The organism is Burkholderia sp. HI2714 (assembly GCF_002223085.1).
Lineage (GTDB): Bacteria > Pseudomonadota > Gammaproteobacteria > Burkholderiales > Burkholderiaceae > Burkholderia > Burkholderia lata_D.
In genome coordinates this window covers 230,241-255,259 of record NZ_NKFM01000012.1, presented here as the reverse complement: position 1 = coordinate 255,259, position 25,019 = coordinate 230,241, and the positions used below count along the sequence as shown (strand labels likewise).

24 protein-coding genes are annotated in these 25,019 nt (G+C 66.8%); 12 read left to right on the top strand and 12 right to left on the bottom strand.

What is annotated here, in order from left to right; translation table 11 throughout:
- Window positions 1-34 precede the first annotated feature (34 nt).
- Together CFB82_RS04025 and CFB82_RS04020 are read left to right on the top strand one after the other, a co-directional pair.
- Entirely contained in the window at window positions 35-1,459 is a 1,425-nt protein-coding gene (locus CFB82_RS04025; RefSeq protein ID WP_089483481.1) for a mannose-1-phosphate guanylyltransferase/mannose-6-phosphate isomerase, read from the top strand.
- A 199-nt stretch (window positions 1,460-1,658) separates the two neighbouring features.
- A complete protein-coding gene (locus CFB82_RS04020; RefSeq protein ID WP_089483480.1) occupies window positions 1,659-2,471 on the top strand; it encodes a mechanosensitive ion channel family protein in 813 nt (270 codons plus the stop codon).
- An 87-nt stretch (window positions 2,472-2,558) separates the two neighbouring features.
- Here the strand turns inward: CFB82_RS04020 and CFB82_RS04015 are convergent, their stop codons facing one another.
- On the bottom strand, window positions 2,559-3,242 hold the full coding sequence (locus CFB82_RS04015) for a DedA family protein (RefSeq protein ID WP_069247209.1): 684 nt from the start codon (window positions 3,240-3,242) through the stop codon (window positions 2,559-2,561).
- Window positions 3,243-3,415: 173 nt separating this feature from the next.
- On the opposite strand from CFB82_RS04015, the gene mutL reads away from it, so the two are divergent.
- Window positions 3,416-5,407, top strand: coding sequence for a DNA mismatch repair endonuclease MutL (mutL, locus tag CFB82_RS04010; protein WP_089483479.1), 1,992 nt, complete (start codon window positions 3,416-3,418; stop codon window positions 5,405-5,407).
- A complete protein-coding gene (gene miaA / locus CFB82_RS04005) occupies window positions 5,404-6,384 on the top strand; it encodes a tRNA (adenosine(37)-N6)-dimethylallyltransferase MiaA (RefSeq protein ID WP_089483478.1) in 981 nt (326 codons plus the stop codon). Before mutL ends, miaA begins: the two co-directional genes overlap by 4 nt.
- Before the next feature lie 5 nt (window positions 6,385-6,389).
- Here miaA and tetR read toward each other — a convergent pair whose 3' ends face one another.
- Window positions 6,390-7,022, bottom strand: a complete 633-nt coding sequence (gene tetR, locus CFB82_RS04000) for a tetracycline resistance transcriptional repressor TetR (RefSeq protein ID WP_069247206.1) — start codon at window positions 7,020-7,022, stop codon at window positions 6,390-6,392.
- Between the two features lie 62 nt (window positions 7,023-7,084).
- On the opposite strand from tetR, the gene tet reads away from it, so the two are divergent.
- Entirely contained in the window at window positions 7,085-8,278 is a 1,194-nt protein-coding gene (gene tet, locus CFB82_RS03995; protein WP_089483477.1) for a Tet(A)/Tet(B)/Tet(C) family tetracycline efflux MFS transporter, read from the top strand.
- A 22-nt stretch (window positions 8,279-8,300) separates the two neighbouring features.
- Here the strand turns inward: tet and CFB82_RS03990 are convergent, their stop codons facing one another.
- Both CFB82_RS03990 and purM read right to left on the bottom strand, forming a co-directional pair.
- A complete protein-coding gene (locus tag CFB82_RS03990) occupies window positions 8,301-8,696 on the bottom strand; it encodes a YybH family protein (RefSeq protein WP_089483476.1) in 396 nt (131 codons plus the stop codon).
- 112 nt (window positions 8,697-8,808) lie between these two features.
- Window positions 8,809-9,864 carry a phosphoribosylformylglycinamidine cyclo-ligase gene (gene purM, locus CFB82_RS03985; protein ID WP_006484927.1) on the bottom strand — a complete coding sequence of 352 codons (1,056 nt, stop codon included), beginning with the start codon at window positions 9,862-9,864 and terminating at the stop codon, window positions 8,809-8,811.
- A 250-nt stretch (window positions 9,865-10,114) separates the two neighbouring features.
- On the opposite strand from purM, the gene hda reads away from it, so the two are divergent.
- Genes hda through panB form a run of 6 tightly spaced genes read left to right on the top strand, consistent with a single transcriptional unit; the run spans window position 10,115 to window position 15,216 of the window.
- Entirely contained in the window at window positions 10,115-10,849 is a 735-nt protein-coding gene (gene hda, locus CFB82_RS03980) for a DnaA regulatory inactivator Hda (protein ID WP_006484992.1), read from the top strand.
- An 11-nt stretch (window positions 10,850-10,860) separates the two neighbouring features.
- Entirely contained in the window at window positions 10,861-11,538 is a 678-nt protein-coding gene (locus tag CFB82_RS03975; protein WP_089483475.1) for an HAD family hydrolase, read from the top strand.
- A 5-nt stretch (window positions 11,539-11,543) separates the two neighbouring features.
- Window positions 11,544-13,094, top strand: a complete 1,551-nt coding sequence (gene pcnB / locus CFB82_RS03970) for a polynucleotide adenylyltransferase PcnB (protein ID WP_089483474.1) — start codon at window positions 11,544-11,546, stop codon at window positions 13,092-13,094.
- Window positions 13,095-13,129: 35 nt separating this feature from the next.
- Window positions 13,130-13,672, top strand: a complete 543-nt coding sequence (gene folK, locus CFB82_RS03965) for a 2-amino-4-hydroxy-6-hydroxymethyldihydropteridine diphosphokinase (RefSeq protein ID WP_069247200.1) — start codon at window positions 13,130-13,132, stop codon at window positions 13,670-13,672.
- On the top strand, window positions 13,669-14,355 hold the full coding sequence (locus CFB82_RS03960; protein ID WP_089483473.1) for a deoxynucleoside kinase: 687 nt from the start codon (window positions 13,669-13,671) through the stop codon (window positions 14,353-14,355). The genes folK and CFB82_RS03960 overlap by 4 nt, the downstream gene beginning before the upstream one ends.
- A gap of 45 nt (window positions 14,356-14,400) precedes the next feature.
- Window positions 14,401-15,216, top strand: coding sequence for a 3-methyl-2-oxobutanoate hydroxymethyltransferase (panB, locus tag CFB82_RS03955; protein WP_069247198.1), 816 nt, complete (start codon window positions 14,401-14,403; stop codon window positions 15,214-15,216).
- A gap of 119 nt (window positions 15,217-15,335) precedes the next feature.
- Here the strand turns inward: panB and CFB82_RS03950 are convergent, their stop codons facing one another.
- From CFB82_RS03950 to grpE, 5 genes are all read right to left on the bottom strand, one after another.
- On the bottom strand, window positions 15,336-17,264 hold the full coding sequence (locus CFB82_RS03950; protein WP_089483472.1) for a chorismate-binding protein: 1,929 nt from the start codon (window positions 17,262-17,264) through the stop codon (window positions 15,336-15,338).
- 13 nt (window positions 17,265-17,277) lie between these two features.
- On the bottom strand, window positions 17,278-18,414 hold the full coding sequence (gene dnaJ / locus CFB82_RS03945; protein WP_069247196.1) for a molecular chaperone DnaJ: 1,137 nt from the start codon (window positions 18,412-18,414) through the stop codon (window positions 17,278-17,280).
- Window positions 18,415-18,682: 268 nt separating this feature from the next.
- Window positions 18,683-20,635: a molecular chaperone DnaK gene (gene dnaK / locus CFB82_RS03935; RefSeq protein ID WP_069247195.1), complete on the bottom strand. Its 1,953-nt coding sequence runs from the start codon at window positions 20,633-20,635 to the stop codon at window positions 18,683-18,685.
- A gap of 147 nt (window positions 20,636-20,782) precedes the next feature.
- Complete coding sequence (locus tag CFB82_RS03930) at window positions 20,783-21,193, bottom strand: thioredoxin family protein (RefSeq protein WP_089483471.1); 411 nt, start codon at window positions 21,191-21,193, stop codon at window positions 20,783-20,785.
- Window positions 21,194-21,203: 10 nt separating this feature from the next.
- Window positions 21,204-21,749: a nucleotide exchange factor GrpE gene (gene grpE / locus CFB82_RS03925; RefSeq protein ID WP_069247193.1), complete on the bottom strand. Its 546-nt coding sequence runs from the start codon at window positions 21,747-21,749 to the stop codon at window positions 21,204-21,206.
- Window positions 21,750-22,104: 355 nt separating this feature from the next.
- Here grpE and CFB82_RS43115 point away from each other — a divergent pair, with 355 nt between their 5' ends.
- Window positions 22,105-22,266: a hypothetical protein gene (locus CFB82_RS43115; protein WP_006476841.1), complete on the top strand. Its 162-nt coding sequence runs from the start codon at window positions 22,105-22,107 to the stop codon at window positions 22,264-22,266.
- Here the strand turns inward: CFB82_RS43115 and CFB82_RS03915 are convergent.
- The 3 genes from CFB82_RS03915 to hrcA form a co-directional block, all read right to left on the bottom strand.
- On the bottom strand, window positions 22,238-22,645 hold the full coding sequence (locus tag CFB82_RS03915) for an RNA-binding S4 domain-containing protein (RefSeq protein WP_089483470.1): 408 nt from the start codon (window positions 22,643-22,645) through the stop codon (window positions 22,238-22,240). The two genes, CFB82_RS43115 and CFB82_RS03915, sit on opposite strands and share 29 nt — an antisense overlap.
- An 84-nt stretch (window positions 22,646-22,729) precedes the next feature.
- Window positions 22,730-23,794, bottom strand: a complete 1,065-nt coding sequence (hemH, locus tag CFB82_RS03910) for a ferrochelatase (RefSeq protein ID WP_069247191.1) — start codon at window positions 23,792-23,794, stop codon at window positions 22,730-22,732.
- Between the two features lie 147 nt (window positions 23,795-23,941).
- Window positions 23,942-24,964 carry a heat-inducible transcriptional repressor HrcA gene (gene hrcA / locus CFB82_RS03905; RefSeq protein WP_031399637.1) on the bottom strand — a complete coding sequence of 341 codons (1,023 nt, stop codon included), beginning with the start codon at window positions 24,962-24,964 and terminating at the stop codon, window positions 23,942-23,944.
- Window positions 24,965-25,019 lie beyond the last annotated feature (55 nt).

The window sequence follows — 25,019 nt, the reverse complement described above, 5'->3', positions numbered from 1 at the left end:
CTGATATCAGAGGTAATTCAACTCGAGGCATCCTATGATTTATCCGGTCATCCTATGCGGTGGTAGCGGCACTCGGCTCTGGCCGATGTCACGCGGCGGCTATCCCAAACAGTACCTGAAACTCACGGGTGACAGTACGCTCGTGCAGCAAACAGCGCTACGCCTGCGCAACATACCGGACGCTATTAACCCGATCGTCGTCACGAACAATGAGCAACGCTTCTTGGTCGCGGAACAACTTCGACAGATCGGCGTCGTGCCATCTTCGATCGTGCTTGAGCCGATCGCTCGTAACACAGCACCAGCGATAGCAATCGCCGCTCTATTGGCACAACAGAGCAATCCTGATGCACTGCTTCTAGTGCTGCCGTCCGATCATGTCATCCAAAACGAAGCTGCCTTTGTAGCAACAACCGCAGAAGCAGCATCGATTGCCAAGCAGGGGCATCTCGTCACCTTCGGCATCAAACCGGCCGAACCACATACCGGTTATGGCTATATCCGTCGCGGATTGCCCGTGGCCGACGGCATTTCGGCTTTTCAGGTCGATGCGTTCGTCGAAAAACCCGACGCACCGACGGCCGAACGCTTCCTCAGCGACGGCAACTACTACTGGAACAGCGGCATGTTCATGCTGAAGGCGTCCACGTACATGGAGGAACTGCATCGCCATGCACCGGAAATCGCCCGCCAAGCAGAACTCGCGCTCGAATCCGCCAAGCGCGACAACAACTTCGTCCGCCTCGACGCAGACGTCTTCGCCGCCTGCCCGAACGTCTCGATCGACTACGCGGTGATGGAGAAGACCGAGCGCGCCGCCGTCGTCGCGGCGGCGGACCTCGGCTGGAACGACATCGGATCGTGGAGCGCGCTTGCTGACATTGCAGAAGCTGACGAACAAGGCAACGCGCTGATCGGCGACATCTTCACCGACTCGGTAAAGAACTCGTACATCCGCGCCGAACACCGGATGGTCGCCGCCCTCGGCCTCGACAACATCGTGATCGTGGAAACCGCCGATGCCGTGCTCGTCGCGCATCGCGACAAAGCCCAGGACGTCAAGAAAATCGTCGAATGGCTGAACGCGTCCGGCCGCCACGAATCGGTCACGCACCGCCGCGTCGTGCGCCCATGGGGCTCGTACGAAGGCATCGACCAGGGCGATCGCTTCCAGGTCAAGCGCATCATCGTGAACCCCGGCGCGCAATTGAGCCTCCAGATGCACCACCACCGCGCCGAACACTGGATCGTCGTGAAGGGCACGGCGATGGTCACGAACGGCGACAAGGAAATCATGCTGACCGAGAACCAGTCGACCTACATCCCGCTCGGCGCGACCCACCGTTTGACGAACCCCGGCAAGATCCCGCTCGAACTGATCGAAGTCCAGTCGGGCGCGTATCTCGGCGAGGACGACATCGTCCGCTTCGAGGACACCTACGGACGCGCAGCGAAGTAAACACGGCAACTTCGGGGTCGCGCGCCGCAACCGGCGTCGATCCGATGCGCCAGACGGGCAGCACGCACAGGCGTCCTGCCCGTTTTTCACTACGTCAACCAATGTCAGCCCGGTTGCCCGCCCCTCCCAGGTCAGGTTATAAAAGCGCCTCCCATTCCGGTGCATGCGCCGCCCCTTTACCCTTGACTTCGGAGAACGCATGATCGATCTCGCCACCGCCCAGCAATTCCTGATGACCCGCGGCCTCGACTTCGGCCTCAACCTCCTCGCCGCGATCGTCTTGTGGTTCGTCGGCCGCTGGGCGATCCGCATCGGTACCCGCCTGCTCGGCAAGGTCGTGCGCCGCAGCGGCAAGGTCGACCCGACGCTCACCGACTACCTGACCTCCGTCGTCGGCGTGCTGCTGACGATCCTGCTGATCCTCGCGATCCTGCAGATCTTCGGCGTGCAGACCACCTCGTTCGCCGCATTGCTCGCCGGCCTCGGCCTCGCGATCGGCACCGCTTGGGGCGGCCTGCTCGCGCATTTCGCCGCCGGCGTGTTCATGCAGGTGCTGCGCCCGTTCAAGATCGGCGACATGATCAGCGCAGGCGGCGTCACGGGCACCGTGAAGGAGCTCGGCCTGTTCGGCACGACGATCATCACCGCCGACAACATCGTGACGATCGTCGGCAACAACAAGATTTTCTCGGACAACATCGCGAACTACAGCGCGACGCCGCATCGCCGCGTCGACCTGACCGCGAAGATCGCGCACAGCGTCGACGCGGCCGATGCGATCAACCGCCTGAAGACGCAGATCCAGCTGGTGCCGAACGTGCTGAAAGTGCCGGCGCCGGACATCGGCGTGCTGCAGTTCACGCCGGAAGGCCCGCTGCTGTTCGTGCGCCCGTCGACTCAGCCGGAGAACTACTGGCAGGTGTACTGCGACACCAATCGCGTGATCCTCGATACGTTCCGCGAGGCCGGCTATCCGACGCCGGAAACCCCGGTCTCGCAACGCAACGCGTGACGGACGCGGCGGCCAAGCCGCATGGACGAAAAAAAAGCGTGGCAGCCGCCACGCTTTTTTATTGCTTCGAAAACGAACCGCTCCCGCTCAACGCCCGCCCGTCTTCTGCGCGTTATCCGACCGCCGCCCGCGCACCAGCTTCCACACGGCACCCAGCGCAACCGGCACGACCGCCGCCCCGATCCCGACCAGCACGATCACGTTCAGGTACTGGCGGATGAACGGGATGTTGCCGAAGAAATAGCCGAGCAGCACGAGCAGCAGCACCCACACCAGCGCACCGATCACGTTGAAGAGCTGGAAGCGCGCGACGCTCATCGACGACGCACCCGCGACGAACGGCGCGAACGTCCGCACGACCGGAATGAAGCGTGCGAGCACGATCGTCTTGCCGCCGTGCTTGTCGTAGAACGAGTGGGTTTTCTGCAGCGCGGCGCGATCGAGGAAGCGCTCGAGCACCGGGATGTGCGTGTTGAACACCTTCGGGCCGACCCAGCGGCCGATCAGGTAGTTCACGGTGTTGCCGGAAATCGCCGCGACCAGCAGCAGCACGATCAGCAGGCCGACATTCATTTCGCCCGTCGCCGCGAACGCGCCGCCGATGAACAGCAGCGAATCGCCGGGCAGGAACGGAAACACGACGAGCCCCGTCTCGCAGAACACGATCAGGAACAGCACGAGATAGACCCACGCGCCGTACTGCCGGATGAAATCGCCGAGGAAGGCGTCGATATGCAGGACAAGGTTGACGAAATGAAGCAGCGTATCCAAATGCGATTCCTCGAAGGCGATAGGGCCGGAACGGCCGAAACAGGCTGAAGCGCCCACCGGTCAAGGCCGGGCGTGTTACGGAACCATGATACCGAAACTACCTTAAGGCTCCGTGAAAAAACGTAACCGCCGGTCGCCCCGGCACGCATTCGCCGCCTCGCTATAATTCGGCAATGTCCGATATCACCGAAACGGCCGCGGGCGCCGCGCCCGCCCCTGCTCCGCGCCCGCTGCGCGCGATCCAGCCCCTGCCCGACCAGCTGATCAGCCAGATCGCCGCCGGCGAGGTCGTTGAACGCCCGGCGTCGGTCGTCAAGGAGCTGCTCGAAAACGCGATGGACGCCGGCGCCAGCACGCTGCGCATCGTGCTGGAAGAAGGCGGCGTCAAGCGCATCTCGATCACCGACGACGGTTGCGGGATTCCGCCGGACGAGCTGGCGCTCGCCCTGATGCGCCATGCCACCAGCAAGATCCGCTCGCTCGAGGAGCTCGAAGCGGTCGCGACGCTCGGGTTCCGCGGCGAAGCGCTCGCGTCGATCGCGTCGGTCGCCGAGATGTCGATCACGAGCCGGACGGCCGATGCCGCGCATGCGATGAAGATCGACGCGCAGACGGGCGTGCTGTCGCCTGCCGCCGGCGCGACCGGCACGACGATCGAAGTGCGCGAGCTGTACTTCAACACGCCCGCACGGCGCAAATTCCTGAAAAGCGAGCAGACCGAGTTCGGCCACTGCCTGGAAATGATTCGCCGCGCGGCGCTCGCGCGGCCGGACGTCGCGATCTCGGTGCTGCACAACGGCAAGGCGGTCGAGCACTGGAATGCGACCGAGCCGGCGCAGCGCGTCGCGAAGATCCTCGGCGACAGCTTCGCGACCGCACACCTGCCGCTCGACGAGCAGGCAGGCCCGCTCGCGGTCTACGGCTGCGCCGGCCTGCCGACTGCGAGCCGCGGTCGCGCCGACCAGCAATACTTCTTCGTCAACGGTCGCTTCGTACGCGACAAGCTGCTGACGCACGCGGTACGCGCGGCCTACGAGGACGTGCTGCACGGCGACCGCTATCCGTCGTATGTGCTGTTTCTTGACCTGCCGCCCGAAGCCGTCGACGTGAACGTGCACCCGTCGAAGATCGAGGTACGCTTCCGCGATTCGCGCTCGATCCACCAGTACGTGTTCCACGCGGTCCAGCGCGCGCTGGCGCGCCACGCGGGCGCGTCGCCGGAAACCACGGCGGGCGGCCATGTCGCGCAACTCTCACCGGCGCCGCGCGGGCCCGCGTCGTTCCTGGACACACCGCTCGGCCAGAGCCAGGGCCACGCAACCGGCAGCGGCAGCAGCGGCTTCTCGTCGCCGTCGTCGTCCTCGTCGTCGGGCAACACGTGGATGCGTCAGGCGCGGATGACCCAGGGCACGCTGCCCGTCGCGCAGCCGCTCGCGCTCTATGACGCGCTGTTTGGCCGCAAGGACACGGGCGCGGGCACGCCGGACGGCACGACAACCCTCGCCCGCGATTCAGCCGACGCGCCGATCGCGCCGCTGCCGGGCTTCCTGGCTGCGCCGATCGCCGCCACCGCGCACGACGAGCAGCCGCTCGGCTTCGCGCTGGGCCAGATCCACGGCATTTACGTGCTCGCGCAGAATGCGCACGGCCTCGTGATCGTCGACATGCACGCGGCGCACGAACGGATCCTGTACGAACAGTTCAAGAACGCGCTCGCCGACCGCTCGGTCGCGGTGCAGGCGCTGCTGCTGCCGATCTCGATGACGGCCACGCCGGTCGAGATCGGTACGGTCGAGGAAGAGCGCGACACGCTCGAATCGCTCGGCTTCGATCTGGCGGTGCTGTCGCCGACGACGCTCGCGATCCGCGCGGTTCCGGCGCTGCTGAAGGATGCCGACCTGCAGTCGCTCGCGCGCGCGGTGCTCGCCGACCTGCACGCGTTCGGCGGCTCGCGCGTGCTCACCGAGCGTCAGCACGAACTGCTCGGCACGCTCGCGTGCCACCACGCGGTGCGCGCGAACCGGCGTCTGACGCTCGACGAGATGAACGCACTGCTGCGGCAGATGGAAGCGACCGAACGCGCGGACCAGTGCAATCACGGTCGGCCGACGTGGTATCAGCTCACGCTGAACGATCTCGACCGCCTCTTCATGCGCGGCCAATGAGCGCAGCACCGCACGCCAACCCCAGCCCGACGACGATCGCCTGCCTGCTCGGCCCCACCGCATCGGGCAAGACGGCCGCGGCGCTGGCGCTCGCCGCGCGCCGCCCGATCGAGATCGTCAGCGTCGATTCGGCGCTCGTCTACCGCGACATGGATATCGGCACCGCGAAGCCTTCGCGTGACGAGCGCGCGAGCGTGCCGCATCACCTGATCGACATCATCGATCCGGCCGACGCGTATTCGGCCGCGAGCTTCCGCGCGGACACGCTGCGCCTGATCGGCGAGATCGCCGCGCGCGGCCGCACGCCGCTGCTCGCGGGCGGCACGATGCTGTACTACAAGGCGCTGACGCAGGGGCTCAACGACCTGCCGGGCGCCGATCCGGACGTGCGCGCGACACTCGATGCCGAAGCCGCGCGCGATGGCTGGCCCGCGCTGCACGCGCGGCTCGCGCAAGTCGATCCCGACACGGCCGCGCGGCTCGCGCCGAACGATTCGCAGCGGATCCAGCGTGCGCTCGAAGTGTTCATGCTGAGCGGGCAGCCGATGTCGGCGCTGCTTGCCGCGCCGCGCCGCACCGACGATGCGGCCGCCGCTTACCGCTTCGTGCCGGTCGCGCTCGAACCGTCGGATCGCGCGGTACTGCACAAACGGATCGCGCAACGCTTCGATGCGATGCTCGACGCCGGCTTCATCGACGAAGTCGAGCGGCTGCGTCGTCGCGAGGACCTCCATCCCGACCTGCCGTCGATGCGCTGCGTCGGCTACCGACAGGCGTGGGAATTCCTCGACGGCGACACCGACTACCGGACGATGCGCGACAAGGGGATCTTCGCGACGCGCCAGCTCTGCAAGCGCCAGATCACCTGGCTGCGCGCGATGCCGGAGCGGATCGTCGTCGACTGTATCGCGCCGGACTCGACGGCCCGCGCACTCGACACGCTCGAACGCGTGCTCGACGGCAGCACGCCGGGCTGACCGCGTCAGCCGCGCCCGCGCGCTGCCAGATGTGCGCGGGCGCCGTCGACGATCAATGCGACGCCGCGCTCGAACGCTTCATCGCCGCCGCGCGCGCGCAGCGCGGCCCAACCCTTCGCGAGCAGCGGATATTCGGCCGCGTCCGGCAGCGGCGCATCGGCGTCGCCGTCCGGTTCCGCCTGCTCTTCCAGCACCCATCCGACCACGAAGCGCCCCAGCGCATACATCACGTCGACCGCCTCGTCCGGCGCGAAACCCGCGTCACCGAGCAGCGCGACCTTGCGTTCGATCGAGCCGAAGTGCAGCGCGCGCGGCCGCGTACCGGCATGCAGGCGCGCGCCGTCGCGATAGGCCAGCAGCGCACGACGGAAACTGCGCGCGTTGTCCAAAAGCCACGCATCCCACGCTTCGCCCGGCCGCGGCAGCGACGCATCGTGACGCTCGAGCATGATCGCCTCGGCCATCGCATCGAGCAGTTCACCCTTGTTCTTGAAATGCCAGTAAAGCGTCGGCGACTGCACGCCGAGCCGCTCGGCGAGCTTCCGCGTCGACAGCCCGTCGATGCCGACTTCATCGAGCAGGTCGAGCGCCGCGCGCAATACCGTGTCGCGCGTCAGCCGCGCCCCTGTGTCCTTCATCTCTATCACCGATAGGGAAGCTGTGGAATAATTGCCACTCTATCATCGATAGAGTCACACTCTTGAATCCATCCCTGATTGCCATCCTGGCCACGGTCCTGCTCGACGCGATCGGCGTCGGGATCGTGATGCCGATCCTGCCCGGGCTGCTGCGCTCGCTCGCCGACGCAGGTAGCACCGACACCCATTACGGGATCCTGCTCGCGCTGTACGCGTTCGCGCAATTCCTGTGCGCCCCGCTGCTCGGCGCGCTGAGCGACCGCTTCGGCCGCCGGCCCGTCCTGCTCGCGTCGCTCGCGGGCGCCGCGCTCGACTACCTGCTGATGGCGCTCGCGCCGACCCTCGCATGGCTTTACGTCGGGCGGCTGATCGCGGGCATCACCGGTGCGAACGTCGCGGTCGCGACTGCCTATGTCACCGACGTCACCGCCGAACCCGATCGCGCACGACGCTTCGGCCAGCTCGGCGCGATGATGGGCATCGGCTTCATCGCGGGCCCGCTGATCGGCGGCCTGCTCGGCGCGCTGCACCTGCGCGCACCGTTCGTCGCGGCCGCCGTGCTCAACGCGCTCAATCTCGTGCTGGTCTGGCGTGCGCTGCCGGAATCGCGGCCGCGTTCAGCCCGCGAAGGCCATCCGGTTGGCGCGCTCAATCCGTTCGCCAGCCTGCGCCGGCTGACCGGCGCGCCCGCGCTCGCACCGCTGATCGGCATTTACGTGATCGTCGCGCTGGTGTCGCAGGCACCGGCAACACTGTGGATCCTGTATGGCCAGGAGCATTTCGGCTGGTCGACGCCGATCGCGGGGCTGTCGCTGGCAGGCTACGGCGCGTGTCACGCGCTCGCGCAGGCCTTCGCGATCGGGCCGCTGATCGCGCGGCTCGGCGAGCGCCGTGCGCTTGCACTGGGTCTCGCAGGCGATGCGCTGGGGCTCGCGGCAATTGCGTTCGCGACCGCCGCGTGGGTGCCGTTCGCGCTGCTGCCGCTGTTCGCGGCAGGCGGCATGACGCTGCCGGCCCTGCAGGCGATGCTCGCGCGGCAGGTCGACGATGCGCGCCAGGGCGAACTGCAAGGCGCGCTCGCGAGCGTGGCGAGCCTGATCGGCGTCGCGGGGCCACTGGTCGTCACCGCGACCTATGCGGCGACCCGCGCGACGTGGCCGGGGCTCGTCTGGGCCGCGGCCGCGCTGCTTTATCTGCTCGTCCCGCCGTTGCTGGCCGGTGCGCGGCCGGCGGGCGCGGCACGGCCGTCCGCATGAGCGTCGGCGCGCACCGTCGCGCTCACTGCGCGAGCGTCACCAGATTCGCGTCGCGCACGAGCTGCCAGCGGCCGTCGGCCTTGCGGAAGATCGTCAGCGTATGGCCCGACCGGCGGATCGTCTCGCCGCCCGGCGAGGTTGCCTCGATCTCGATGAAATTGCGCATGTACGCCCAGTCGCCCAGCACGCGCAGCTCGTCGATCCGGTAACGGCCGTCGATCTTCGGCGCGTTGCCGCCCCCGGCGTTCGCGTCGCGCGACGCGGCCGCAAACGCCGCCTTGTCGAACGGCGGCTTGCCGGCCACCATGAAGATCGCGTCGTCGGCGATCAGGTCGAGCACCGTCGCCAGGTCGCCACGCCGGCTCGACACGAACCAGTTGTCCACGAGCTCGCGGATCGCGTGTTCGTCTTCGGTCATCGTCGTCCCTCCTTCATCGGCGCGCGCCCGTACGCCACGCGGCGCCCGAAAAAAAAGCCGCCCGGATCGACTCCGGGCGGCTTTCCTTGCTGCATCTGCTGCAGGCAGTGCGTCAGACCACGACCGTCTGCGCCTCGCCTTCGCGGGTCGCACGCACGGTGCCGATCTTCCACACCTGTTCGCCGGCGGCGGTCAGGTCGGCGATCGCTGCGTCGGCATCGGCCGCCGAAACGATCACGGCCATGCCGATGCCGCAGTTGAACACGCGGTGCATTTCCGCATCGGCGACACCGCCGTGCTCCTGCAGCCACTTGAACAGCGGCGGCAGCGGCCACGCGTTCTGGTCGAGCTCGGCGGTGAGGCCTTCGCGCAGCACGCGCGGAATGTTCTCGACAAGACCGCCGCCCGTGATGTGCGCCATGCCCTTCACCGACAGCTTCTGCATCAGCGCGAGCAGCGGCTTCACGTAGATGCGGGTCGGCGCCATCAGCGCGTCGGCCAGCGAACGTCCATGGAAATCGGCCGACAGGTCGGGGTTCGCGCGCTCGATGATCTTGCGCACGAGCGAGAAGCCGTTCGAGTGGATGCCGCTCGATGCGAGGCCCAGCACCACGTCGCCTTCGGCGATCGTGCTGCCGTCGATGATCTTGCTCTTCTCGACCGCGCCGACCGCGAAGCCGGCCAGGTCGTATTCGCCGTCCGGGTACATGCCCGGCATTTCGGCCGTTTCACCGCCGATCAGCGCGCAGCCCGACAGTTCGCAACCCTGCGCGATGCCCTTGACGACCGTTGCAGCGGTGTCGACGTCGAGCTTGCCGCACGCGAAGTAGTCGAGGAAGAACAGCGGCTCGGCGCCCTGCACGAGGATATCGTTCACGCTCATCGCGACGAGATCCTGGCCGACGGTGTCGTGTTTGTTCAGATGAAATGCCAGCTTGAGCTTGGTGCCCACGCCGTCGGTGCCCGATACGAGCACGGGCTCCTTGTACTTCTTCGGCACTTCGAACAGCGCGCCGAACCCGCCGATGCCGCCGAGCACGCCGTCGCGCAGGGTTTTCTTCGCAAAAGGCTTGATCTTGTCGATGAGTGCGTCGCCTGCGTCGATGTCGACACCTGCGTCACGATAGGACAGACCCTGAGCGTCGGGAGCGGATTTCGGAGGATTCATGGGGGAATGCGAGAAGGTCGGTAAAATGCGATTTTACCCGAAGCCGGCCCGTTGGCCGGAATTCCCAGCACCGAATCGTCAGGGATTGCATCTTGGTCAACACGTCCCCGTTTTCATCGCCGAGCGAACCGCGCCGAAACCGGCGTGGCGCCGTGCGTGCGGCCGCGCGTGAAGCCCGTGAAGACGCAAGCCCCGGCGCGTGCCCGGCGTACGGCGCGCGTATTTTCAACCGACCCGCATTGTGACTGTTGTGTCTCGTCAACTGACGCTCGATCTCGGCACGCCGCCGCCCGCCACGTTCGACAACTTCATCATGAACGAGGAGAACGACGAGCTCATCTCGCGCCTGCAGAAGCTCGACCTCGCGCTCGCGGCGGGCCCCGTGCCGGATCGGTCGTTCTACATCTGGGGCGAGCCCGGCTGCGGCCGCACCCATCTGCTGCAAGCGCTCGTGAGCGACGCGTCGTACGGCTATGCGCGCTACCTGACGCCGCAGAGCCCGCTCGGCGCGTTCACGTTCGATCCGCGCATCGGCATCTACGCGATCGACGACTGCGACCGGATGAGCGACACGCAGCAGGTCGCGCTGTTCAACCTGTTCAACGAAGTGCGCGCGCACCCGTCGAGCGCGTTCGTCGCGGCGGGCCCCGCGGCGCCGCTCGCGCTCGACGTGCGCGAGGATCTCCGCACGCGCCTCGGCTGGGGGCTCGTGTTCCACCTGTCGCCGCCGTCCGACGCCGGCAAGATCGCCGTGCTCAAGCTCGCGGCGAAGGAGCGCGGGATCGCGCTCACCGACGACATCGCCGCCTACCTGCTGACCCATTTCCGCCGCGACATGCCGAGCCTGATGGCGCTGCTCGACGCGCTCGACCGCTTTTCGCTCGAGCAGAAACGCGCCGTCACGCTGCCGTTGCTGCGCCGCATGCTGGCGCGTCCCGGCGACGACATCACCCCACCGGGCACGGGCCCGAACCGCTTCGAGTAAAATGCGCTTCCATGACTAATCTGGCACTCTTTGACCTCGATCACACGCTGATCCCGACCGATAGCGACCACGAATGGGGCCGCTTCATGGTGAAGCTCGGCATCGTCGACGCGGAAAGCTTCTCGCGTCAGAACGATCAGTTCTTCGCCGACTACAAGGCCGGCAAGCTCGACATCCACGCGTACCTCACGGCGATGATCACGCCGCTCGCGAAGTATTCGCGCGCGCAGCTGGCCGAATGGCACGAGCAGTACATGCACGAGGTGATCCGCCCCGCCATGACACCCGCCGCGCTCGAGCTCGTGCGCAAGCACCTCGATGCGGGCGACCTGTGCTGCGTCGTGACGGCGACCAACGAATTCATCACGCGCCCGATCGCCTCCGCGTTCGGCGTCGACACGCTGATCGCCTGCGAGGTCGAAACGACCGACGGGCATCCCGATTCGCCGTACACTGGCCGACCGACCGGCACGCCGAGCTATCGCGAAGGCAAGATCGTGCGGACCGAAGCGTGGCTCGCATCGCTCGGCAAGCAATGGAGCGACTTCACGCACACCTATTTCTACAGCGACTCGCACAACGACATTCCGTTGCTCGAGAAAGTCACCGACCCGATCGCGACCAACCCTGACGACACGCTGCGTGCGCATGCAAGCAACCGCGGCTGGCGCATCCTCGATCTCTTCTGAACGTCGTGATCAAAAAATTCATCCGCAAGCTGCTCGGCCAGGACGAAACCGAGCAAACGTCTCCCGCAACGGCCCCGGCCGACGAAGCGGCCCCTGCTACCTCGCGCGCCCCGAAGGGCGCCCGCGGCGGCGGCGCGAAGAAACCGCGCAGCAACCATGAACCGACCGTCGTGCCGGCCAGCGTGCACGGCATCAACCCGGCGCTGATCTCGAAGAATGCCGTGCGCGTGACCGACACGCTGCAGCAGGCGGGCTTCCGTGCCTTCATCGTCGGCGGTGCGGTGCGCGACCTGCTGCTCGGCATCGCGCCGAAGGACTTCGACGTCGCGACCGACGCAACGCCGACCGAGGTGCAGCGCCTGTTCCGCCGCGCGCGCCTGATCGGCCGCCGCTTCCAGATCGTCCACGTGCAGTTCGGCCAGGAGCTGATCGAGGTGTCGACGTTCCGCGCGCTGGTCGACGCGCCGCCCGAGGCGGCCGCTGCCGAGCCGCCGAAGCGCCTGAAGCGCGACGAACTCGATCGCCGCACGCATGCGGTGGACGCGAGCGGCCGCGTGCTGCGCGACAACGTGTGGGGCGAGCAGCACGAAGACGCTGCACGCCGCGACTTCACGATCAACGCGATGTACTACGACCCGTCGACGCAGACGGTGCTCGACTACCACGACGGGATGGCCGACGTGCGCGCCCGTCTGTTGCGGATGATCGGCGATCCGGCCACGCGCTTCCGCGAGGATCCGGTGCGGATGCTGCGCGTCGTACGCTTTGCAGCCAAGCTCGGTTTCGAGATCGAGCCGCACACGCGCGAGCCGATCAACGCGCTCGCCGACCTGATCAACAACGTGCCGGCCGCGCGCCTGTTCGACGAAATGCTGAAGCTGCTGCTGTCGGGCCACGCACTCGCGTGCCTGACGCGGCTGCGCAAGGAAGGCCTGCACCACGGCCTGCTGCCGCTGCTCGACGTCGTGCTCGAACAGCCTCAGGGCGAGAAGTTCATCACGCTCGCGCTGAGCAACACCGATGCACGCGTGCGCGCCGGCAAGACGGTATCACCCGGCTTCCTGTTCGCGACGCTGCTGTGGCACGACATGCGCCAGCGCTTCGAGCAATACACGGCCGAAGGCGAAATCCCGGTGCCGGCGCTCCATCGCGCGATGGACGACGTGCTCGACATGCAGACCGAGAAACTCGCGATCCACAAGCGTTATTCGGCCGACATGCGCGAGATCTGGGGCCTGCAGCTGCGCCTCGAGAAACGCTCGGGCCGCAGCGCGATGCGGCTGCTGGAACACCAAAGGTTTAGAGCGGGGTATGATTTCCTCCTGTTACGCTGCGAATCCGGCGAGCTCGATGCGGAAGTCGGACAGTGGTGGACGGATTTCATCGAAGGCGACGCGGCCGCTCGCGAGGCATTGCTCACGCAGGGCGGCACGAAGGAAAAATCGCCCCGCAAGCGGCGCCGCCGCGGCGGCGTGCGAAACCGCAAGCCGGGTGAAGGTGCCGCCGAGCAGGCACCGGACGCCTCGGGCGATACCGCGAGCGGTTCCGACGACTGACGCGCTCGCCGGCGAACGACGTAGGAAGTGATGCCATGACGGTTGCATATATCGGACTGGGGGCGAATCTCGGCGATGCGCGCCAGACCCTGAAGGACGCGGTGGTGTGCCTTGCGCAGCAGCGCACCATCTCGATCCTCGGCAAATCGAGCCTGTATCGCACGGCGCCCTTCGAAGCGGGCGGCGGCGACTACTACAACTGCGTCGTCAAGCTCGACACGACGCTGTCGGCCCGCGAGCTGCTCGCGCTGTGCCAGAAGATCGAACATCACTTCGGCCGCGAGCGCCCGTATCGCAACGCGCCGCGCACACTCGATCTCGACATCCTGCTGTTCGGCGACGATTCGATCGACGAGCCCGACCTGATCGTCCCGCATCCACGCCTCACCGACCGTGCGTTTGCACTCGTGCCGCTCGTCGAGATCGAGCCGGCACTCGACATCCCCGCGCGCGGCCGTGCCGACGCCTTCCTCGCCGCCGTCGCAGACCAGCGGGTCGAGAAGGTGCAGACCTGCCAGTGCCTGATGCAGAAGGCGCTCGCTGCCAGCGAAGACGCCGACAAGAACCGCTGCCGATGACCCCGACTCCCCTTACCGTCACCGCGCCCGACCTGCGCGCCCCGCACCGCTATCTCGTGATCGAAGGCCCGATCGGCGTGGGCAAGACGACGCTCGCGCGCCTGCTCGGCGAACGCTGGTCGATGCAGACGCTGCTCGAGCGCCCGCAGGACAACCCGTTCCTCGAACGCTTCTATCGCGACACCGCACGCTACGCGCTGCCCGTGCAGCTGTCGTTCGCGCTGCAGCGCGCGCATCAGGCACGCGAACTGATCGGTGCGCTCGACACGGGCCGCCCGGTCATCGCCGATTTCATGCCGCAGAAGAACGACATCTTCGCGCGGCTGAACCTGCCGGAAGACGAGTGGCAGCTCTACCGCTCGGTCGCGACGCACGTGGATGTGCCGCAGGCACCGTCGCCCGACCTCGTCGTCTACCTGCAGGCGAGCCCCGAAGTGCTGTTCTCGCGCATCCAGAAGCGCGGGCTGCCGATGGAGCTGCAGATCAGCGATGCGTACCTGCGCTCGCTCGTCGACGCGTACAACGAATTCTTCTACCACTACGACCGCACGCCGGTGCTGACAGTCGCCGCGGAACACCTGAATCCGCTGGATTCCCCCGAAGATCTCGCCCTGCTGGTCGAGCGCATCGAGACGATGCGCGGCCGCAAGGAATTCTTCGTCAAGGGCGAGACGACGCGCTGACGCGTCCTCGCCTGTCGTTCCACCCCCATTCGAACCGGATTTCCCATGACCTATCTCCAGGAATCGAGCCGGCCTGCCGTCACGGTGCCCAAGCTGCAGGCAATGCGCGACGCCGGCGAGAAGATCGCGATGCTCACCTGCTACGACGCGAGCTTTTCCGCACTGCTCGACCGTTCGGGCGTCGACGTGCTGCTGATCGGTGATTCGCTCGGCAACGTGCTGCAGGGCCACACGACCACGCTGCCCGTGTCGCTCGACGACATCGCGTATCACACCGCCTGTGTCGCCCGCGCGCAGCCGCGCGCGCTGATCATGGCCGACCTGCCGTTCGGCACGTACGGCACGCCGGCCGAGGCATTCGCCAGCAGCGTCAAGCTGATGCGCGCCGGCGCGCAGATGGTCAAGCTCGAAGGCGGCGAATGGCTCGCCGAGACGATCCGCTTCCTCGTCGAGCGCGCGGTGCCCGTGTGTGCGCACGTGGGCCTCACGCCGCAGTCGGTGCACGCGTTCGGCGGCTTCAAGGTGCAGGGCAAGACCGAGGCCGGTGCCGCGCAACTGCTGCGCGACGCGCGCGCGGTCGAAGCGGCCGGGGCGCAGGTCGTCCTGCTCGAAGCCGTGCCGACGCTGATCGGATCCGAAGTCACGCAGATGCTGCGCGTGCCGACGATCGGCATCGGCGCAGGCGCCGACTGCTCGGGCCAGGTGCTCGTGCTGCACGACATGCTCGGCGTGTTCCCCGGCAAGCGGCCGCGCTTCGTGAAGGATTTCATGCAGGGCGAGCCGAACATCCAGGCGGCCGTCGAAGCGTACGTGCGCGCGGTGAAGGACGGTTCGTTCCCCGGCCCCGAGCATTCGTTCTGACGTCCGGCGTGGTGCCGGCAATGCGTTCGCCGGCGCCTCGATGAAAAAACGCGGCGCCCTTTGCGGGGCGCCGCGTTTTTTCTTTCTCACGCTGCCGGCGGCGGTCGATTATCCGCCGGTTACTTCAGTACCGCGTCGAGCGCGCCGCGCAGCGCGTTGGTCAGCAGCAGCGCCTCCGCACGCGCGAGATCGTCGCGGGTCACGACCCGCTCCGTCGCGCCGAACGCACGATCGTCGAGCAGCACGCCGCGCATCACGCCCGGCAGCACGCCGGACTCGAGCGGCGGCGTCACCCACTGGCCGTCGAGCTTCACGAACAGGTTCGAGCGCCCGCCTTCCGTCACCTCGCCGCGCTCGTTGACGAACAGCATGTCGAAGCCGCCAAGCGCCTCCGCCGCCTGCCAAGCACGATCGTATTCGGCGCGGCGCGTGGTCTTGTGCAGCAGCAGCGCATCGCCCGCATGGGTCGGTGCGAAGCCGTGCGCGGACGCCAGCAGCACGCCGACCGGGCCCGCCGGCAGCGGCTTGAGCGGTGCCGCGATGATCTCGATCGTGCCGTCCTTCGCGAGCGCGAGCTTCATCCGGTAAGCGCCGTCGCCGTCGAGCGCCGCGCACCGCGCGTCGATCTCGCGACGCAACGCATCGGCGTCGAAGCGAAAGCCGAACGCATCCGCGCTACGCTGCAGCCGCGCAAGATGGCGATCGAGATGCCGGATGCCGTCCGCACGCGTGGCGGCGGTCGTTTCGAACAGCTGGAAGCCGGGATCGGCGTCCGTCAGGAATCGTGCTTTCAATTCGCACTCCGCATATTCGTCGGCCGCGACACTGTCGAGCACGATGCCCGCGCCGACGCCCATCGTGCCGCGGCGCCGGCCAGCAATTACCGTTGCCGGACGGCGTGCTTCGGCATCGGCCACGCCGGCGCTGTCGTCACCTTCGCTGGCAGCCTCGAGCGTCAGCGTACGGATCGCGACCGACAGGCAGAAATCGCCGCAACCAGCCCGGCGATCTCCCGGCGCGTCGGAATCGGCGCCTTGCGTCGCAGCGTCAAGCCAGCCGATCGCGCCCGTATAGAGCCCGCGCGGCGTCGACTCGATCGCGTCGATCAGTTCCATCGTCTTGTGCTTCGGCGCGCCCGTGATCGATCCGCACGGAAACAGCGCACGCAGCATCTGCGCGAACGTCGTCCCGTCGCGCCAGCCGGCCTCGACCGTCGACGTCATCTGCCACACCGACGCATACGGCTCGACGGAGAACAGCGCCGGCACGCGGACCGTGCCGGTGCGCGCGATCCGCGACACGTCGTTGCGCAGCAGGTCGACGATCATCACGTTTTCCGCGCGGTTCTTCGGGTCGTTCGCGAGGAACGTGGCCGCCGCCGCATCGTCGCGCGGGTCGGCCGAACGGGGCGCGGTGCCCTTCATCGGCCGCGCGCGCAGCACGTCGCCGTGCTTCTCGACGAACAGCTCGGGCGAGCACGACACGACCCACGGACCGTCGGGCAATGCGATCAGCGCGCCGTAGCGCACAGGCTGGCGCGCACGCAGCCGCCGGTACAGCGCGAGCGGCGTGCCGAACACGTCGAAGTTCAGCCGGTACGTGTAGTTGACCTGATACGAATCGCCCGCGCACAGCGCGTCGTGCACCGCGGCGATCGCCGCGTCGAACGCATCGCGCGACACACTCTTCCCGACATGCGCGACGCCCGCAATCGACGGCGTGCCGCCGCCGTCCTGCTGCGCGAGCCACGCGTCGACTTCGTCGCACGACAGGCGCTCGCAGCGCGCATACAGCAAAAAGCGCAGCGGGGCATGGCCCGGCTGCGCTCGTTGCAGGTTGCGTCCGAATTCGTAATCGCCGACGACGACCGCATGCAGCCCGTCGCGCAGATCCTGCGCCACGGCCGCGTCGACCTCGTCGAGCCGAGCCGGATCCGTGCACACGCGTTCGCGCACGAACCCCGAATACAAACGACTCGACCGCGCGAGCGCGGTCGAGTCGCAATCGTCCAAGAGCGCGAACGACGCGCTCTCGTTGCCTTCAGTCATGCTGTTACTCGAGTTACTCGAAGAAGCTCTTCACACGATCGAACCAGCTCTTGCTCTGCGGGCTGTGACGCGCGCCGCCCTCGGCCAGCGATTTCTCGAACTGCTTGAGCAGGTCGCGCTGGTTGTCGGTCAGCTTCACCGGCGTCTCGACCTGCACGTGGACGTACAGATCGCCCGCGATGCTCGAACGCAGCCCCTTGATGCCCTTGCCGCGCAGGCGGAACGTCTTGCCCGACTGCGTGCCTTCCGGCACCGGGAACGACGCACGACCGGCCAGCGTCGGCACCTCGATCTCGCCGCCGAGCGCGGCGGTCGTGAACGGGATCGGCATCTGGCAGTGGAGATCGTCGCCGTCGCGCTCGAACACCGAGTGCGGCTTGATGTGGATCTCGACGTACAGGTCGCCCGGCGGCCCGCCGTTGATGCCCGGCTCGCCGTTGCCGGCCGAGCGGATCCGCATCCCGTCGTCGATCCCGGCCGGGATCTTCACTTCGAGCGTCTTGGTTTCCTTCACCTTGCCCGACCCGTGGCAATGCACGCACGGCTCGGGGATGTAGGTGCCCGTGCCATGGCACTTCGGGCAGGTCTGCTGGATGCTGAAGAAGCCCTGCGACATGCGCACCGTGCCCTGGCCGTGACAGGTCGGGCAGGTTTCCGGCTTCGTGCCGGGCTTCGCGCCCGACCCGTGGCAGACCTCGCACGATACCCAGCTCGGCACGCGGATCTGCGTGTCGTAGCCGTGTGCGGCCTGCTCGAGCGTGATTTCCATGCTGTAGCGCAGGTCGGCACCGCGATACACCTGCGGGCCGCCGCGGCCGCCGCGCGCGGCGCCGCCCGCGGCCTGGCCGAAGATGTCGCCGAAGATGTCGCCGAACGCGTCCGCGAAGCCGCCGAAGCCCTGTGCGCCCGCACCGCCCATGTTCGGATCGACGCCCGCGTGGCCGTACTGGTCGTACGCTGCCCGCTTCTGGCCATCCGACAGCATTTCGTAGGCTTCCTTCGCCTCCTTGAAATGCTCTTCCGCATCCTTGCTGTCCGGATTGCGGTCAGGGTGATACTTCATCGCAAGCTTGCGATACGCCTTCTTGATTTCGTCGTCGCTCGCATTCTTCGCGACGCCCAGAACCTCGTAGTAATCCCGTTTCGCCATATCGATTCACTGTGCCGCCACGCATCGCGCACGCGACGGCTCCTTTCGCCTGCAGTAAAGTCTCTCGACTCGTCTGGCGCTGCGCCCGTCCGCGGACGGCTCGTGCAGCACCCGCCAAAAAACAAATGTGCCCGGAGGGCCGCGAAGCCCGCCAGGCGTGGAGTCGATCCGGCCATCCGGAAGGAAAGACAGACCGCTTGTCAGCCAACCCGTCAGCCGCGCCGCGCGCGGGTTGCGCGCGCGGCGTGCGGCACCGGGGCAACCCGGCTTAGTCCTTCTTCACTTCCTTGAACTCGGCGTCGACGACATCGTCGGCAGCCTGCTGCGCGCCACCCGCGTGGGCCGCGCCTTCCGCTGCACCCGCTGCGCCGGCCGCACCTGCTTGTTGAGCCTGCATGTCGGCGTACATCTTTTCGCCGAGCTTCTGCGACACCTTGCCGAGCTCCTCGACCTTCGCGTCGATCGCAGCCTTGTCGGCCGACGCGTCCTTCAGCGCTTCCTCGAGCGACTTCAGCGACGCTTCGATGGCTTCCTTCTCGCCCGCGTCCAGCTTGTCGCCGTACTCGGTCAGCGCCTTCTTCGTGCTGTGGACCAGCGCGTCGCCCTGGTTGCGCGAATCAGCCAGCTCGCGCAGCTTGTGATCTTCCGCTGCGTTCGCTTCCGCGTCCTTGATCATCTGGTCGATTTCAGCCTCGGACAGACCCGAGTTCGCCTTGATCGTGATCTTGTTTTCCTTGCCGGTCGCCTTGTCCTTCGCGCCGACGTGCAGGATGCCGTTCGCGTCGATGTCGAAGGTCACTTCGATCTGCGGCACGCCGCGCGGTGCCGGCGGGATGCCTTCGAGGTTGAACTCGCCGAGCAGCTTGTTGCCGGCTGCCATTTCGCGTTCACCCTGGAACACCTTGATCGTCACGGCGCCCTGGTTGTCGTCCGCCGTCGAGTACACCTGAGCGTGCTTCGTCGGGATCGTCGTGTTCTTGCTGATCATCTTCGTCATCACGCCGCCGAGCGTCTCGATGCCGAGCGACAGCGGGGTCACGTCGAGCAGCAGCACGTCCTTGCGGTCGCCCGACAGGACCTGGCCCTGGATCGCCGCGCCGACTGCGACGGCTTCGTCCGGGTTCACGTCACGGCGCGGATCCTTGCCGAAGAACTCCTTCACCTTCTCCAGCACCTTCGGCATACGCGTCTGGCCGCCGACCAGGATCACGTCGTCGATGTCCGACACCTTGACGCCTGCGTCCTTGATCGCGATGCGGCACGGTTCGATCGTGCGCTCGACGAGGTCTTCCACCAGCGCTTCCAGCTTCGCGCGGGTGATCTTCAGGTTCAAGTGCTTCGGGCCCGACGCGTCCGCCGTGATGTACGGCAGGTTGATTTCGGTCTGCTGGCTCGACGACAGCTCGATCTTCGCCTTTTCAGCGGCTTCCTTCAGGCGCTGCAGCGCGAGCACGTCCTTCGACAGGTCGACGCCCTGCTCCTTCTTGAACTCGCCGATGATGTAATCGATGATGCGCTGGTCGAAGTCTTCGCCGCCGAGGAACGTGTCGCCGTTGGTCGACAGCACTTCGAACTGCATTTCACCGTCGACGTCCGCGATTTCGATGATCGACACGTCGAACGTACCGCCGCCGAGGTCATACACGGCGATCTTGCGGTCGCCCTTCTCGGCCTTGTCGAGGCCGAACGCGAGCGCAGCCGCGGTCGGCTCGTTGATGATCCGCTTGACTTCGAGGCCCGCGATGCGGCCGGCGTCCTTGGTTGCCTGGCGCTGGCTGTCGTTGAAGTACGCCGGCACCGTGATCACGGCTTCCGTGACCGGCTCGCCGAGGTAGTCTTCGGCCGTCTTCTTCATCTTGCGCAGCACTTCCGCCGAAACCTGCGGCGGCGCGAGCTTTTCGCCGTGCGCTTCGACCCATGCATCGCCGTTGTCGGCCTTGATGATGGTGTACGGCATCAGGCCGATGTCCTTCTGGACTTCCTTCTCTTCGAAGCGGCGGCCGATCAGGCGCTTCACCGCGAACAGCGTGTTCTTCGGGTTGGTCACCGACTGACGCTTGGCCGGCGCACCGACGAGCACTTCGTTGTCGTCCATGTAGGCGATGATCGACGGCGTGGTGCGCGCGCCTTCCGAGTTCTCGATGACCTTGACCTGGTTGCCTTCCATGATGGCAACGCACGAGTTCGTGGTGCCGAGGTCAATACCGATGATCTTTCCCATTTTTCCTAATCTCCAGAAATGCTTGTTTGCTGCGCAAAACCCCGCGTTTTGGGGCAGTTTCGCGCGCCAGAATTCAACTCTGTTCCCGAAATGCGTCCGTCCGATCCGTTTTCAAGACCCGACGATCGATGCGGATATTAAATTTTTTCAATCGCCGCCGGCTAGCGGATCGCCGCCTGCAGCAGCGATCTTCGCGCGTGCCGCCGACACCGCTGCCTGGAACTGCGCGAGGCCATGCCAGCCCGTCGCGCGGCCGAGCCGCCTGCCGCGGTGGAAGAAGAACCATGTCGGCACGCCGTGCAGCCCGAAGCGGCGCCCCAGCTGGTGGTGTTCGTACACGTTGCAATGGAACCACTTCAGGACCAGCGCGCGGATCGCGTCGGGCTGGGCGAGCATCGCCTTCTTCGCGATCTCGCAGTTGAAGCAGTCGACGCCCCAGAAGAACACCACCGCGAGCGCATCACCCGCGCCGTCGATCGCCGCGTCGAACGTGCCGGCGTCCAGCGCCTGCATGTCGAACGCGTCGAACGCGGCCGGATCGACGCCGGCTGGCAGCATCGCGACGGCCTTACTTCGGCTGCGCGACGGTGACGAGCGCCGGACGCAGCACGCGGTCGGCGATCGTGTAGCCCTTTTGCAGCACGGTGACGACGGTATTCGGCTCCTGGTCGGCCGGCACCATCGAAATGGCCTGGTGCTGGTGCGGATCGAACTTCTCGCCGACCGGGTTCAGCGCGACGACGCGGCCCTTCTCGAGCGCGCTCGTCAGCTGGCGCAGCGTCAGCTCGACGCCTTCGCGCACCTTCGTGATGTCGCCGGATGTATCGTTGACGGCCGCTTCCAGGCTGTCCAGCACGGGCAGCAGGTGCTCCGCAAAGCTCTCGATCGCGAACTTGTGTGCCTTCGAGACGTCGTCCTGCGCGCGGCGGCGGACGTTCTCGGTCTCGGCCTTCGCCCGCAGGAAGCTCTCCTGCAGCTCGGCGACCTTGGCTTGAGCCTCCGCGAGCGCCGCGTCGGCTGCTTCGGCGGCGGGAGCAGCGCCTTGCGCCGCCTGCTTCTCGCTGCCGATATCTTCGGCCGATTGGGATGCCGGGTTCTCTTGCGTGTTTTCCATGTCGCTGAAAGTCGATTAGAGGTTGAAGCCAAATCGGCAACCGCCGGACCGTATATCCGGTGGCACCGCACATTGCTGGTGCAAATAAGGGTGAAAACTGCGATTTCAAGAGGGTTATCCGCCGGCATTCTCCAATACCGCGAAACAACCGCGCGTCACGCCGGGGCATCGGCCGCATAGTCCGCCAGATCGGGCGAAACGGGCGGTAACAACGCTTACCTGGCAAGTACTAGCTTGGCACAGGCCCGCTGCACTACACTCCACTCAAGCGTCGGAAAAGCATGTTTACCCCTAGCTGACCGCCGCCTGACATCCACCTGGCGCCGTTTTCACCCTTCTTCTCGAGGGGAGTACCATGAAACTGACGTTTGCGATCTCGGTGGTCGCGCTGGTACTCATTGCCGGCACCACCACCATCTGCCTGTCGGGAGCCGTCACCGACCGCACGACCGAATACGGAAGCGCGCGGGCGACGTTCGACCAGATGTTCAGCTCCCACCAGAAAATCTGTCGATGATGCGCCGGTCGCGCTTCGTCGGCCGGCCGTGCAATTCGGCTGCCGGCTCACGATACGTGCGGCGCCGCTCCAGTTCGGCGAGCCGTGCGGCCCGCCCCGCTTCCGTTTCCGCATAAAGCGTCTGCGCGACGCTCGCCGGCCCGCGCACGTCGCACACGCCGAGCACGGCAATGTGCCAGACGATGCCGTCGATCGCAATCTCGACCTCGTCGCCCACGCGCACGTCCTTCGCCGGCTTGACCGCCGCGCCGCCAATCGTCACGTGCCCCTTGTCGACCGCATCGGTCGCGAGCGAGCGCGTCTTGAAGAACCGGGCCGCCCACAGCCATTTGTCGATGCGCAGCTTCGCGCCCGGTTCGGTCGAAATCTTGTAATTCATCGCAGCCTCCGCCGGGCCGCCCCAAGGAGGCTGACCGCCCCCTCGGGGGGCAGTGAACGAAGTGAGCGTGGGGGTCGTTTCATCTCAACCCACCGTTTCGGGCTGTGCGGCCCTGACCGGCCAGCCCTGCAGATTCTCGGCGACGATCTCGCCGAGCGCACCGATCCACGCGGACGCGCCATTCAGGCACGGAATGCGGTGGAACGCCTTGCCGCCGCCGGCGAGGAATTCGTCACGCACTTCCATGCCGATCTCCTCGATCGTCTCCAGGCAGTCGGCCGTGAAACCGGGACAGAACACGTCGGCCCGCCGCACGCCGGCCTCGCCAAACTCGCGCAGCGTCGGCGCGGTGTAAGGCTGCAACCATTCGGCCTTGCCGAAACGCGACTGGAACGTGACACGGCATTCGGTCGTCGACAGCCCGAGCGCGGCCATCAGCAACGCACCCGTCTGCTGGCACTGGTCGTGATAGGGGTCGCCGAGGTCGAGCGTGCGCTTCGGCACGCCGTGGAAGCTCAGCACGAGCTTGTCGCCGGCCGCGAAGTCGGGCCGGCCGTGCTGCGCCCAATACTGGCGCACCTGCTCGGCCAGCGCATGGATATAGGCCGGATGGTCGGCGTAGTGCCGCACCGTGCGCACCTCGGGCTGGTTGCGCATGCGCGCGAGCGCGTCGAATGCGGCGTCGAAGGCCGTGGCCGTGGTCGACGCCGAGTATTGCGGATACATCGGCATCAGCAGCACGCGCTCGACGCCCGCACGCTTGAACTGCGCGAGCGCGTGCGAAATGTTCGGGCTGCCGTAGCGCATCGCGTAGTCGACCATCACGTGATAGCCGTTCGACGTGAGCAGATGCCGCACGCTGTCGGTCTGGCGCTCCGTGTACACGCGCAGCGGCGAGCCCTCGGGCATCCAGACCGCCGCGTATTTCTTCGCGGACGCGCGGCCGCGCAGCGGCAGGATCAGCGTGCGCAGCAGCACCTGCCAGACGGCCTGCGGAATCTCGACGACCCGCGGATCCGACAGGAATTCGGCCAGGTAGCGCCGCACCGCACGCGGTGTCGGGGCGTCGGGCGTGCCGAGATTGATCAGCAGCACACCGATGCGATGGGCAGCCGCGGTGCTCGAAGGCGGCTCAAGATCGAAACGCATGGGCAATTACGTGCTCGGGGCACGGGACCGGACGGCTCTCAATTATAGCGGGCCGCTCCGCGCCGGTCGGCTGGCCGTTCGGCCGACTGCCTGCACACGCGGTGCCGCGGCACGATGACGGGGCAGGATCGGGCCGGCGACGGCAGGCTACTGCTGGCTCAGCGTGAGCGACAGCAGGCGCGCGGTGATGTCGACGATCGGTATCACGCGGTTGTACGCCATGCGGGTCGGGCCGATCACGCCGAGCGTGCCGACGATCTGCCCGTTCACCTCGTAAGGCGCGGTAACGACGCTCATTTCCTCGATCGGCACGAGCGTCGATTCGCCGCCAATGAAGATCTGCACGCCCTGGGCGTGGCTCGACACGTCGAGCAGTTGCAGGAGGCCCGTCTTTTGGTCGAATACGTCGAACAGCTTGCGCAGCCGCGCCATGTCGGACGAGAGATCCGCCACTTCGAGCAGGTTGCGCTCGCCGGAAATCAGCACGGTGTCCTCGGTGTCGGGCACCTCGGTGCTGGCCGTCACGGCGGCGTGCATCAGCGCGGTCATGTCGCCGCGCAACTGGTCGATCTCGTCGCGCAGGCGGCGGCGCACCTCGTCGAACGACAGTCCGGCGAAATGCGCGTTGATGTAGTTGGACGCCTCGGTCAGTTGCGACGGCGAGTAATCGCGCGGCGTCGCGAGCATCCGGTTCTGCACGTCGCCCTCGGGCGTGACGATGATCAGCAGGATGCGCTTGTCCGACAGGCGCATGAACTCGATCTGCTTGAACACGTGGCTGCGGCGCGGCGTCAGCACCACGCCCGCGAACTGCGACAGGTTCGACAGCACGCTCGCGGCGGCCGCCACGACCCGCTGCTGCGGCTCGCCCGCCTGCAGCGTGTTCTGCACCTGCCGCGCCACGGCTTCGGCGTCGATCGGCGCCTCGACCGTCAGCATCGTGTCGACGAACAGCCGGTAGCCGCGCGGCGTCGGCACGCGGCCGGCCGACGTGTGCGGGCTCGACACGAGGCCGAGCTCCTCCAGGTCGGACATCACGTTGCGGATCGTTGCCGGGCTCAGCTCGAGCCCGGAGTAACGGGACAACGTGCGCGATCCGACTGGCTGACCGTCGGCGATATACCGTTCGATCAGGGTTTTCAGGAGGGTTCGTGCGCGAGGATCTAGCATGGTGGAAAATTTTAGCGCAACCGCGCGACCGCGGCGAGTGGCGTCGGCTACCGTT